Below are 13,218 nucleotides of genomic sequence, written 5' to 3'. Positions count from 1 at the left end.
CCAGCCAATGTCGTCATCTATTCGTAAATCCAACCATTCAGACGCATTGACCCGCCTGGCTCAAGCTGTGGCGGTGGCTGTGTCCGCCACGCTGGCGGGCTGCCAATCAAGCAATTTCACCGCACAATCCACCGTGCAACCCAAGCCAAACCTCAGTGCCAAGATCAAACAGAAACCCGTCATCTGGCTTTCTCAAAAGCCCGCTCCCGAAGTGCCCCAGGATGTCTGGGAGCGCATGCGAAGGGGCTTTCAATTGCAGGATGGTGTAGGCGTCAACCCACGTATCGAGCAACAGCGACTGTGGTTCGCCAGCAACCCTTCCTTCCTCGAGAACGCCGGCGAACGCGGCAGCCTCTATATTCATTACATCGTCGAACGCCTTGAAGAACGCAACATGCCCCTGGAGCTGGCGCTGCTGCCAGTGATTGAAAGTGCCTACAACCCGATGGCCTATTCGCGCAGCGATGCGGTCGGCTTGTGGCAGTTCATCCCCTCCACCGGGCGCTACTTCAACCTGCGCCAGACCCGCGCCTATGATGGCCGTCGCGACATCACCGCCTCCACCACCGCCGCTCTCGACTACCTGACCCGTTTGCACGACATGTTCAACGGTGACTGGCTGCTCGCCCTGGCCGCCTACAACGCAGGCGAAGGCACGGTGAGCCGGGCGATCGAGCGCAACGAAAAGCTCGGCCTGCCGACCGACTACTGGAACCTGCCCCTGCCCCAGGAAACCAAGGACTACGTGCCCAAGTTCCTGGCGCTGTCCCAGGTGGTGCTGGCGCCTGAGGCCTATGGCGTCAACCTGAACCCGATTGCCAACACGCCGTACTTCGAAGTGGTTGAAGTCAAGCAAAGCATGGACCTGTCACGGGTCGCCGCGCTGGCCGAGATCGACGAAGACGAACTGTTCCAGCTCAACCCCGCGCTGAAACAGCGCACCACCCTGGATGGCCCGCAGCATCTGCTGGTGCCGAGTTCCAAGGCACAACTGCTCACCAGTACCCTTTCGACGATGAAGCCAGAAGAATTGCTGGCGATGCGGCCGAAAAAGCAGGTGTTCGACGAAGTCGAGACCGCGCGCGTTGCCGGCCGTAGCCGCAGCTACAAGGTGCGCAGCGGGGACAACCTGACGCTGATCGCCAAGGCCAACAAGGTCGATGTGCATGACCTGCAGCGCTGGAACAAGCTGAACGGCCAGGTGCTCAAGGTCGGCCAGACCCTGGTGATGCAGGACACGCGCAAGCTGGTGGCCAAGGCTGACAGCAAGAAACCGGTGCAATACAAGGTCAAGAAAGGCGACTCGTTGTACATCGTTGCCAAGCGTTTCAACGTCGAGATGCAACATCTCAAGCGCTGGAACCCGCGTACTGGCCAGGCGTTGAAGCCGGGGCAGATGCTGGTGGTTTCCGGGCCACGCTGACTGACAAACCAAGCCTGTTTGTGTGAACGGGCTTGGTGTGGTGAGCGGGCTTGCCCCGCTCACCACACAAGCCCCGCTCCCACATTGGATCTACATCATCCCAATCGGCTTTTTCCAACCGGAACAAGCTGTTACTGTACCGATCATAAAGCGCAAGCCGCCTGGATCGGATCCCTGACTTGAAGCGTCCCCTCCTTCTACTAATAAGTCTGGCCTTGAGCTTTGGTGCGAACGCGGCGATTACCGAGAGCCACGGTTATACGCAGTTCGGCAGGCTCAAGTACCCGGCCAAATTCACCCACTTCGATTGGGTAAACCCCGCAGCGCCGAAAGGCGGGACATTGCGGGTCATGGCCTTTGGCACCTTCGATACGCTCAATCCCTATACATTCAAGGGCTCCAGCCCAGTTTCCACGCCCAATTTCCTGCAGTACGGCGTCAACGAGCTGAACGAGCCATTGATGGTCGGCACCGGCCTGTACGCGCCCTCCGGCGATGAGCCCACCTCCAGTTACGGGCTGATCGCCCAGTCGGTGGAGTACAGCGAGGACCGCAGCTGGGTGGTGTTCAACCTGCGCCCGGAAGCGCGTTTTCATGATGGCAAGCCAATCACGGCCTATGACGTGGCGTTTTCCTATCGCACCCTGCTGACCGAAGGCCATCCGCAATACCGCACCAACCTGCAGGAAGTGGCGCGGGTGGATATCCTCAACCGACACCGGATCCGCTTTGTGTTCAAGCGCGCCGGCAACCCGTTGCTGATCCTGCGTCTGGGCGAATTGCCGGTATTGCCCCAGCACTATTGGAAAAACCGCGACTTCAAGGCCACCACCTTCGAACCGCCACTGGGCAGCGGGCCGTACCGTATCAGCAAGGTCACGCCTGGCCGGCAACTGGTGTTCGAACGGGTCAAGGACTACTGGGGCAAGGACCTGCCGGTCAACCAGGGTTTTTATAACTACGACAAGGTCGAAGTGGAGTTCTATCGCGACAGCGACGTGGCCTTCGAAGCCTTCAAGGCCGGCGAGTTCGATATCTATATCGAGCATCAGGCCAAAAACTGGGCCAACGGCTACAACTTCCCGGCGGTGAACCGGGGCGACGTGATCAAGGCGCAGATTGCCCACCAGATCCCGACCCAGAGCCAGGGCCTGTTCATGAACAGCCGGCGACCGAATTTCAGCCAGACCAAGGTGCGCGAAGCCCTGGGGCTGATGTTCGACTTCGAATGGACCAACCGCACCCTGTTCAGCAGCGCCTACAAACGTACTTTGAGCTATTACCCCAACAGCGAATTCTCCGCCACCGGCGTGCCCACCGGCCATGAATGGCTGATGCTCTCGCCCTACCGTGAGCAATTGCCGGCCAACCTGTTTACCCAGCCGTTCAGCCTGCCCCAGACCGACGGCCGTGGCATCCCCCGCGAGACCATGCGCCGCGCCCTGGCCCTGCTCGGTGACGCCGGCTGGAAGCTCTCCGGCCAACGTCTGCTGAACAAAGACGGCCAACCGCTGCGCTTCGAGATCCTGCTGGTCAACCCGAACCTGGAGCGCATCCTGCAGCCCTATGTCGAGAACCTGATCAGCATCGGCATCGACGCACGCCTGCGCACCGTCGACCGCGCCCAATACAAGCAACGCCTGGATCAGTTCGACTTCGACATGATCCTCATCACCCTCAACCAGACCTTGAGTCCGGGCCTTGAGCAGTGGCAGTACTTCCACTCCAGCCAGGCCGCGATCAAGGGCAGCAAGAACTACGCAGGCATTGCCAACCCGATTGTCGATCACCTGCTGGAACAACTGCTGGCTGCCAAGACCCGCGAAGAGCAACTGGCCGCCGGCCGTGCCCTGGACCGGGTGCTGCTGTGGCAGCACTACAGTATTCCCAACTGGTACCTCAACTATCATCGCTTGGCGTACCGCAACCGGTTCGCCTTTGTCACCACGCCGCCCTATAGCCTGGGCCTGAGCGCGTGGTGGCTGAAAGCTTCGGAGAAAGCCCAATGATGTATTTGCGTACTGCACTGCTCGGCGGCCTGCTGCTGTGCACCGCGGCCCACGCCGCCCCGCAACATGCGTTGACGCTCTACAACGAACCGCCCAAATACCCCGCCGACTTCAAGCACTTCGACTACGTCAACCCGGACGCGCCCAAGGGCGGCACGTTCCGCGAGTCGGCCATGGGCGGCTTCGACAGCCTCAACCCGTACATCAGCAAGGGCGTGCCGGCCGACAACCTCGGTTTGATCTACGACACCCTGGCCATGCAAAGCCTGGACGAACCCATCACCGAATACGGCCTGGTCGCCGGCAAGATCGAAAAAGCCCCGGACAACAGTTGGGTGCGCTTCTATTTGCGCCCCGAAGCCCGCTTCCATGACGGTCACCCGATCCGCGCCGAAGACGTGGTGTTCACCTTTCAGGAACTGATCAAGGAAGGCTCGCCGATCTACCGCACCTACTACGCCGACGTCGACGAAGTAATCGCCGAAGACCCGCTGAAGGTGCTGTTCAAGTTCAAGCGCACCAACAACCGCGAATTACCGCTGATCCTCGGGCAACTGCCGGTATTGCCCAAGCATTGGTGGGCCACCCGCGATTTTGCCAAGGGCAATCTCGAAGTGCCGCTGGGCAGCGGGCCGTACAAGGTGGCCGAGGTCAAGGCCGGGCGCATGATCCGCTACGAGCGGGTCAAGGATTACTGGGCCAAGGACCTGCCGGTCGCCAAGGGTTTCTACAACTTCGATAACCGCATCACTGACTATTACCGCGACAGCACCGTGTCCCTGGAAGCCCTCAAGGCCGGGCAGTTCGACTATTGGCTGGAGTTCAGCGCCAAGAACTGGGCCAACGCCTATAACATCCCGGCGGTGGCCCAGGGCCGCTTGATCAAGGAAGAAATTCCCAACGGCAACCCCACCGGCATGCAAGGCTTTGTGTTCAACATGCGCAAGCCGATGTTCCAGGACGTACGCGTGCGCAAGGCCATCAGCCTGTTGCTGGATTTCGAATGGAGCAACAAGCAGCTGTTCAACGGCGCCTATACCCGCACCCGCAGCTACTTTGAAAACTCGGAGATGGCCGCCACCGGCCTGCCGGGCCCGGATGAACTGGCGATCCTCGAACCGCTGCGCGACAAGATCCCGCCTGAAGTCTTCACCCAGGCCTTCGAACCGTCCAAGACCGACGGTAGCGGCATGATCCGCACCCAGCAGCGCGAGGCCTACCAACTGCTGCAGGAAGCCGGCTGGCGCATCGTCGATGACAAAATGGTCGACACCACCGGCAAGCCGGTGAAAATCGAGTTCCTGCTGGCCCAGACCGAGTTCGAACGCATCCTGCTGCCGTTCAAGCGCAACCTGGCCGACCTGGGCATCGACCTGGTGATCCGTCGGGTTGACGTCTCACAGTTCATCAACCGCATTCGCTCGCGGGACTTCGACATGCTGGTGGGCAGCTTCCCGCAGTCCACCTCGCCGGGGAACGAACAGCGCGAGTTCTGGAAGTCCTCCAGCGCCGACAAACCCGGCAGCCGCAACTACATGGGACTCAAGGACCCGGCCATCGACCAGTTGGTGGAAGAGCTGATCGACGCCGATTCGCGCAAAAGCCTGGTGGCGCACGCCAAGGCCCTGGACCGTGTGTTGCAGTTCGGCTACTACGTGATCCCGAACTGGCACATCAAGACCTTCCGCGTGGCGTACTGGGATCACTTGGGCCACCCCAAAGTCCCGCCGCGCTACGACGTCGGCACCGCTACCTGGTGGGCCAAGCCTGACGTAAAACCCGCCGTCACCTCAGAACCAGACACCAGCGCCGATCCGGCGAGTGGAGGCGATTAAATGCTGGCCTATATCTTTCGCCGCCTGTTGCTGATCATTCCCACCCTGTTCGGGATCCTGCTGATCAACTTCGTCATCATCCAGGCCGCCCCCGGTGGCCCGGTGGAGCAGATGATCGCCAAGCTTGAAGGTTTTGAAGGCGCCACCAGCCGCATTGCCGGTGGCGGCGCCGAAGTGTCGGTGGCCGGTTCCAGCAGCTACCGTGGCGCCCAGGGCCTGGACCCGGCGCTGATCAAGGAAATCGAGAAGATGTACGGCTTCGACAAATCGGCGCCGGAACGCTTGTGGATCATGGTCAAGAACTACGCCCAGCTGGACTTTGGCGACAGCTTCTTCCGCGACGCCAAGGTCATCGACTTGATCAAGGAGAAGATGCCGGTGTCCATTTCCCTCGGGTTGTGGAGCACGCTGATCATGTACCTGGTGTCGATCCCCCTGGGGATCGCCAAGGCCACGCGGCACGGCAGTCATTTTGATGTGTGGACCAGCTCGGCGATCATCGTCGGCTACGCGATCCCGGCGTTCCTGTTTGCGATCCTGCTGATCGTGGTGTTTGCCGGCGGCAGTTACCTCGACTGGTTCCCCTTGCGTGGACTCACGTCGAACAATTTCGACGAACTGAGCTGGGGCGGCAAGATCCTCGATTACTTCTGGCACCTGGCGCTGCCCATCACAGCCCTGGTGATCGGCAACTTCGCCACCATGACCCTGCTGACCAAGAACAGCTTTCTCGATGAGATCAACAAGCAGTACGTCGTCACCGCCAAGGCCAAGGGCCTGACCAACCACCGCGTGCTGTACGGCCATGTATTTCGCAACGCGATGTTGCTGGTGATCGCCGGTTTCCCTTCGGCCTTCATCGGGATTTTCTTCACCGGTTCTTTGCTGGTGGAAGTGATTTTCTCCCTCGACGGCCTGGGCCTGATGAGCTTTGAAGCGGCGATCAACCGCGACTACCCGGTGGTGTTCGGCACGCTGTTTATCTTCACCCTGCTGGGGCTGATCGTGAAACTGATCGGCGACCTCACCTACACCCTGGTCGATCCGCGTATCGACTTTGCCAGCCGGGAGCATTGAGATGAATCTATCCCCCCTCAATCGCCGCCGGTTCGAACGGTTCAAGGCCAACAAGCGTGGCTGGTGGTCGCTGTGGCTGTTCCTGATCCTGTTCGTGCTGAGCCTGGGCGCCGAGCTGATTGCCAACGACAAGCCGTTGGCCGTGCACTACGACGGCGGCTGGTATTTCCCGGCACTCAAGCGCTACCCGGAGACCACCTTTGGCGGTGAATTCCCGCTGGAGGCCAACTACAAGAGCCCGTATATCCAGGAGCTGCTCAAGGCAAAAAATGCCTGGACCTTGTGGGCACCGATTCCGTTCAGCTACCAGAGCATCAACTACGACCTGAAAGTGCCGGCTCCCGCGCCGCCTTCCAGCGTCAACCTGTTGGGCACCGATGACCAAGGCCGCGATGTGCTGGCGCGGGTCATTTATGGCTTCCGTGTGTCGGTGCTGTTTGCCCTGACGCTGACAGTGCTCAGTTCGATCATCGGCGTGATCGCCGGGGCCTTGCAGGGTTTCTACGGCGGATGGGTGGACTTGGCCGGGCAGCGCTTCCTGGAGATCTGGTCCGGGTTGCCGGTGCTGTACCTGCTGATCATCCTCGCCAGTTTCGTGCAACCCAACTTCTGGTGGTTGCTTGGCATCATGCTGCTGTTTTCGTGGATGAGCCTGGTGGACGTGGTGCGCGCTGAGTTCCTGCGCGGGCGCAACCTGGAATACGTGCGCGCCGCCAGGGCCCTGGGCATGCAGAATGGCGCGATCATGTTCCGGCATATCCTGCCCAATGCGATGGTGTCGACCATGACCTTCATGCCGTTCATTCTCACCGGCGCCATCGGCACCCTCACCGCCCTGGACTTCCTCGGTTTCGGCTTGCCGGCCGGTTCGCCGTCGCTGGGAGAACTGGTGGCCCAAGGCAAATCCAACCTGCAAGCGCCGTGGCTGGGCATGAGTGCCTTTGCCGTGCTGGCGATCATGTTGAGTTTGCTGGTGTTTATCGGCGAGTCCGCTCGCGATGCCTTCGACCCGAGGAAATGAGATGAATCAGGACAATCTGATCGAAATCCGCGACCTCTCCGTCGAGTTCGTCACGGGCGACCATCACCACCGCGTGGTGAACAACGTCAGCTTCGACATCAAGCGTGGCGAGACCATTGCCCTGGTGGGCGAAAGTGGCTCGGGCAAATCGGTGACCGCCCACTCGATCCTGCGCCTGCTGCCCTACCCGCTGGCGCGGCACCCCTCCGGCACCATCGACTATGCCGGGCAAGACCTGCTCACACTGAAAGAAAAAACCATCCGCCATATTCGTGGCAACCGCATTGCGATGATCTTCCAGGAGCCGATGACCTCGTTGAACCCGCTGCACTCCATCGAGAAGCAGATCAACGAAGTGCTCGGGCTGCACAAGGGGCTGCAAGGCAAGGTCGCCACCCAGCGCACCCTGGAGCTGCTGGATCTGGTGGGCATTCCCGAACCGCACAAACGCCTCAAGGCCCTGCCCCATGAGCTGTCCGGAGGCCAGCGCCAGCGGGTGATGATCGCCATGGCCCTGGCCAATGAGCCGGAGCTGATGATCGCCGATGAGCCGACCACGGCGCTGGATGTGACCGTGCAATTGAAGATCCTTGAACTGCTCAAGGAATTGCAGGCGCGCCTGGGCATGGCCCTGCTGCTGATCAGCCATGACTTGAACCTGGTGCGGCGCATCGCCCATCGCGTGTGCGTGATGCAAAAGGGTTGCATCGTCGAGCAGGCCGACTGTGAAACGCTGTTCCAGTCGCCCCAGCATCCGTACACCCAGGAACTGCTCGCGGCGGAGCCCAGCGGCGGACCGGCCAGCAACGAAGTCGGCCCCCCTTTGCTGGAAGTCGATGACCTGAAAGTCTGGTTCCCGATCAAGAAAGGCTTCCTGCGCAACACCGTCGATTATGTCAAGGCGGTGGACGGCATCAACTTCAGCCTGCCCCAGGGGCAAACCCTGGGCATCGTCGGTGAAAGCGGCTCGGGCAAATCCACCTTGGGCCTGGCGATTCTAAGGTTGATCGCCAGCAAGGGCGGCATTCGCTTTGAAGGCCAGCAACTGGACAAGCTCACCCAACAGCAAGTGCGCCCGCTGCGCCGGGAAATGCAGGTGGTGTTCCAGGACCCGTTCGGCAGCCTGAGCCCGCGCATGTGCGTCAGCGAGATCGTCGGCGAAGGCCTGCGCATCCACAAGATGGGCACGCCGGCCGAGCAGGAAGCCGCGATCATCGCGGCGCTCAAGGAAGTGGGCCTCGACCCCGAATCCCGCCACCGCTACCCCCACGAGTTCTCCGGCGGCCAGCGCCAACGAATCGCCATCGCCCGCGCCTTGGTGCTCAAGCCGCGCCTGATCCTGCTCGATGAACCTACCTCAGCCCTGGACCGCACGGTGCAACGCCAAGTGGTGGAACTGCTGCGTAGCCTGCAGGCCAAGTACAACCTGACCTACCTGTTCATCAGCCATGACCTGGCGGTGGTGAAGGCGCTGAGTCACCAGTTGATGGTGGTCAAGCATGGGCAGGTGGTGGAACAAGGCGATGCCAAGGCGATTTTTGCCGACCCGCAGCATGCCTACACCCGGCAACTGCTGGAGGCAGCCTTCCTCGTGCCCGCCTGACTAAACACTGTTAAATGTGGGAGCTGGCTTGCCTGCGATAGCGGCGGGTCAGCTAATACATCCGCTGACTGATACACCGCCATCGCGGGCAAGCCCGGCTCCCACACAAAAGCAATCCAATATCATTTGCGCACATCTCCTCCCTTTGCTTTAATCGCGACCAATTCTTATTTACGCCAATCCTTTTGCGCTGGATGGACATCGTGTCGACCTCTTTCACCCACCTCTACGGCACTCACCACGGCTGGCTGCTCGGCCTGCTGCGCCGTCGGCTGAACGACCGCTGGGATGCCGCTGACCTGGCCCACGACACCTTTGTTCGCCTCCTCAACCGCCCGCCGGTCGAGACCGACCACGTGGGCCAGCGCTCGTACCTGGCAACCATCGCGCGAGGCTTGTGCATCGACCTCTGGCGGCGGCGCCAGCTGGAAAGAGCTTGGCTGGACAGCCTGGCCCTGTGCCCGGAAGCCACCCAGCCGTCACCGGAACAACGCGCAATCATTGTCGAGACCCTCTACGAAGTGGACGCCATGCTTGCGCGTCTGCCAAAGAACGTCCGCGAAGCCTTCCTGCTCGCCCAACTGCACGGCCTGGCCTACAAGCAGATCGCCGAGCAGTTGGGCGTGGGCGAACGCATGGTCAAGAAGTACATGGCTCAGGCCCTGTTGCATTGCGCGATCCTGGAAGCGGAACTCGACGGCATGCTGGTGCAATGAACACGCCCGGCAAACTCAGCCACGCCAGCCTGGAGCAGGCGGCGCAATGGTACGTGCGCCTGCAGGATCAAGGGGGAGCCCTGGAGCAACTGCACTGGCAGGCCTGGGTCGCGCAGAACCCCGAGCACCTGGCGGCCTGGCACTATGTGCAACGTGTAAGCCAGCGGTTTACCCCGTTGCAGGAACACGCCCATGGCGCCAGCCGGGCGTTGCGCACCTCGCGCCGTCAAACCCTCAAGACGCTGCTGGTGCTGGGCGTCGGTTCGACACTGGCCTGGGGCACCTGGCGCAATACCGCCCTGCCCCGGCTGGTCGGCGGCTGGAGTGCGGACTATGCCACCCGTAGCGGTGAAACCCGCGACACGCTGCTGGCCGATGGCAGTCATGTGTGGTTGAACGCCTTGACGGCTCTGGATGTGCGCTTTGATGGGGTCCAACGCTTGCTGCAACTGCGTTTTGGCGAAGTGCTGATCGACACGGCCAAGGATGCCAGCCGGCCGTTCCTGGTGGATACCGCACACGGCCGTATGCAGGCGCTGGGTACTCGTTTCAGCGTGGTGCAAAGCGACGACCACACCCAACTCAACGTCTTCGAAGGCCGCGTGCAAGTCACCGCTGCCGACCACCCCGTGCGCATCATCGAAGCCGGCCAGCAAGTCTCATTCAGCCGCAACGGCTTCAGGCCAACCGCACCGGCCTCACCGTCGCGCGAGGCCTGGAGCCGCGGCGTATTGCTGGCGGACAACCTGCCGCTTGGCCAACTGATCGCCGAACTCAACCGTTATCGCCCCGGCCACCTGGGCTGCGACCCGGCCGTGGCGCACTTGCCGGTGATGGGTTCATTCCCGTTGATGGACAGCGACCACGCGCTACATCTGCTGCAAGCCGCATTGCCGATACGTGTCGATAAACCGATGACATGGTGGGTCACCGTCGGTCCTCGGTAAACAATCCTCAACCGCCAGTTCCCTTTTTGAAAACTCGTTCGGTTAACCCTGCAGACGCTTCATTTCGCCGATCGATTTGATCCAAAGGGAAACATCCATGTCGCAACCTGCTCGCTTCGCGCTGCGCCCATTGGCGCTGGCTACCTCGCTGTTTTGCCTCGGCGCACCGACGCTGCAAGCCGCCGAATCGCCCTCGACCCAGGAAGCCAGCCGCAGCTATCGCATCGCCGCCGGCTCCCTGGTCAGTGTGCTGAACAGCTTTGCCGAGCAGTCCGGTATTTACATCGCCGGCCACAACCACCTCGCCGCCGGGAAGACCAGCCCCGGCCTGAATGGCAGCTACACCCCGGCAGCCGGCTTGCAGCGCCTGTTGCAGGGCAGCGGTTTGCAGGCCCTGCCCCAAGGCAACAACGGCTATGTGCTGGAACAGATCCCGGCCAATACCGGTGCCCTCGAACTGGGCGCCACGACCATTTCTGGCCAGGACCTTGGCGCCACCACTGAAGACACCCACTCCTACACCACAGGCTCCATGGCCTCGGCCACCGGCCTGCCACTGTCGATGCGCGAGACCCCGCAATCGGTCACCGTGATCACCCGCCAGCAGATGGATGACCAAGGCTCCAACAGCATCGCCGACACCCTGCGCCGCGCCCCCGGCGTGAGCGTGCAGAACTACGACAGTGAGCGCTGGGAGTTCTCCAGCCGTGGCCTGCCGATCACCAATTTCCAGTACGACGGCGTCAACTCCACCTACGACGGCGTGTATGACTACGGCACCACCAGCACCGACATGGCGGTGTATGACCACCTGGAAATCATCAAGGGTTCGGCTGGCCTGTTGAGCGGTTCCGGCGACCCGTCCGCCACAGTCAACCTGATCCGCAAGAAACCCACGGCGGCGTTCAAGGCCTCCGTGACTCAGACCTTCGGCTCCTGGGACAACTACCGCACCGAAGGCGATATTTCCGGCCCGCTGACCGAATCGGGCAATGTGCGTGGACGGTTTGTCGGTGTGTATCAGGACCGCCAGTCGTACCTGGACCATTACCAGAACACCAAGGACATTGCCTACGGCATCCTTGAGGCGGACCTTACGCCCGACACGCTGTTGACCTTCGGCATCGACCAGCAGAACACCCGCTCACGCGGCGCCAGCTGGACCGGTTTCCCGATGTACTTCAGCGACGGCTCGCGCACGAACTTCTCGCGCTCGTTCAACCCGGCGGCCGACTGGAGCCGTCGCGACTTCCAGAACCAGACGCTCTTCGCTTCGGTGCAGCAAAAGCTGGCGAACGACTGGTCGCTCAAGGTCAGCCTCGACCGCAAGCGCAGCCAGCACGACACCCTGCTCGCCTCCGCCAGCGGCGGCAACCCGGACCCAGTCAGCGGCGAGAACATGTACATGTTCATGGGCAAGTACAAGGGCGATCAGGTGCAGAACACCCTAGACGTCAACCTCAGCGGGCCGTTCAGTCTGTTTGGTCGCGAGCACGAGCTGATCATGGGCTTCATGGCCACCCGCTCAAAGCAGGACGTGCCGGTGTATGGCTCGATCTACCCCGCGGTGGGCGGCAGCATCTTCGATTGGCGCGGCGAATATGCCAAGCCCGATATCCCACGCAGCGGCCAGAACGACATCGTGCAACGCCAGACCGGTGCCTACCTGGCCACACGCCTGAAACCCACCGATGACCTGTCGGTGATCCTCGGCACCCGCGTGAGCAATTTCAGTGGCACCGACACCACCGACTTCTACGACCCGACCAAGGCCGACAACCGCACCACGTATCATCAGAGTGGCGTGGTCACGCCGTACGCGGGGATTGTCTACGACCTCAACGACACTTGGTCGGTCTACACCAGCTACACGCAGATCTACCGTCCGCAAACCAGCAAGGACGCGGACCGCAAATTGCTCGACCCGATCGAAGGCGAAACCTACGAAGCCGGGATCAAGGCCGCGTTCTACGAGGGCCGTCTGAACGCCAGTTTTGCCGCGTTCCGCATCGAGCAGGACAACGTCGCCGAGTATGTCTCGGGCTTCGAGACCGACTCGGTGTACCGCCCTATTGCCGGCGCCACCACCAAGGGCTTCGAAGCAGAGCTGTCGGGTGAAGTGCTGGACGGCTGGAACCTTTCCGCGGGCTACACCTACCAGCACACCCGCGATGCCAATGATGGCTACGTCTACAGCTCGGTGCTGCAAACCACCACGCCGCAGCAAGTGGTACGCCTGTTCAGCGCCTATCGCCTGCCCGGCGCCCTGCAGAACGTCACCGTGGGCGGCGGCGTGAACTGGCAGAGCGAGTTTTTCGGCAATGTGTTCCAGCCCGACCCGAACGACTCGGTCAACTTCGGCCACGATTCGCGCATCACCCAGGACAGCTACTACCTGGTGGACTTGATGGCGCGCTACCGCTTCAACGAACACCTGAGCACCACGCTCAACGTGAAGAACCTGTTCGATAAAAAGTACTACACCGGCCTGGGTAACTTCGGTACAGGCTTCTATGGCGAGCCGCGCAGCGTGCAACTCGCCACGCGTTGGGACTTCTAACGCCTACAGCCATCGCTGAGACCCGCC

Annotated in this window: 9 protein-coding genes; all 9 read left to right on the top strand. The window is 61.5% G+C overall.

From position 1 onward, the window contains the following. Positions 1–7: 7 nt before the first annotated feature. The 9 genes from OZ428_RS14815 to OZ428_RS14775 all read left to right on the top strand — a co-directional run bounded on the left by OZ428_RS14815 (position 8) and on the right by OZ428_RS14775 (position 13,191). Entirely contained in the window at positions 8–1,423 is a 1,416-nt protein-coding gene (locus tag OZ428_RS14815; protein WP_269133888.1) for a lytic transglycosylase domain-containing protein, read from the top strand. Positions 1,424–1,602: 179 nt separating this feature from the next. Beyond that, positions 1,603–3,432 carry an extracellular solute-binding protein gene (locus tag OZ428_RS14810; protein WP_033902275.1) on the top strand — a complete coding sequence of 610 codons (1,830 nt, stop codon included), beginning with the start codon at positions 1,603–1,605 and terminating at the stop codon, positions 3,430–3,432. Continuing rightward, positions 3,429–5,267 carry an extracellular solute-binding protein gene (locus OZ428_RS14805; RefSeq protein ID WP_269133887.1) on the top strand — a complete coding sequence of 613 codons (1,839 nt, stop codon included), beginning with the start codon at positions 3,429–3,431 and terminating at the stop codon, positions 5,265–5,267. The genes OZ428_RS14810 and OZ428_RS14805 overlap by 4 nt, the downstream gene beginning before the upstream one ends. After that, positions 5,268–6,344, top strand: coding sequence for a microcin C ABC transporter permease YejB (locus tag OZ428_RS14800; protein ID WP_033902277.1), 1,077 nt, complete (start codon positions 5,268–5,270; stop codon positions 6,342–6,344). A 1-nt stretch (position 6,345) separates the two neighbouring features. Then, the gene (locus OZ428_RS14795) at positions 6,346–7,365 is read left to right on the top strand and encodes an ABC transporter permease (protein ID WP_269133886.1); all 1,020 of its coding nucleotides are present in this window, start codon (positions 6,346–6,348) and stop codon (positions 7,363–7,365) included. Between the two features lies 1 nt (position 7,366). Beyond that, a complete protein-coding gene (locus tag OZ428_RS14790) occupies positions 7,367–8,968 on the top strand; it encodes an ABC transporter ATP-binding protein (protein WP_269133885.1) in 1,602 nt (533 codons plus the stop codon). Positions 8,969–9,162: 194 nt separating this feature from the next. Further along, positions 9,163–9,684 (top strand): sigma-70 family RNA polymerase sigma factor, encoded by a 522-nt coding sequence (locus OZ428_RS14785; protein WP_269133884.1) that lies wholly within the window; start codon positions 9,163–9,165, stop codon positions 9,682–9,684. Then, positions 9,681–10,631, top strand: coding sequence for a FecR domain-containing protein (locus OZ428_RS14780; protein WP_269133883.1), 951 nt, complete (start codon positions 9,681–9,683; stop codon positions 10,629–10,631). The genes OZ428_RS14785 and OZ428_RS14780 overlap by 4 nt, the downstream gene beginning before the upstream one ends. A gap of 97 nt (positions 10,632–10,728) precedes the next feature. Beyond that, positions 10,729–13,191, top strand: coding sequence for a TonB-dependent siderophore receptor (locus OZ428_RS14775; protein WP_269133882.1), 2,463 nt, complete (start codon positions 10,729–10,731; stop codon positions 13,189–13,191). Positions 13,192–13,218: the final 27 nt, after the last annotated feature.

The sequence above is a fragment of the Pseudomonas sp. GXZC genome, assembly GCF_026967615.1.
GTDB lineage: Bacteria > Pseudomonadota > Gammaproteobacteria > Pseudomonadales > Pseudomonadaceae > Aquipseudomonas > Aquipseudomonas azotoformans_A.
This window is presented reverse-complemented; position numbering and strand designations above follow the sequence as displayed.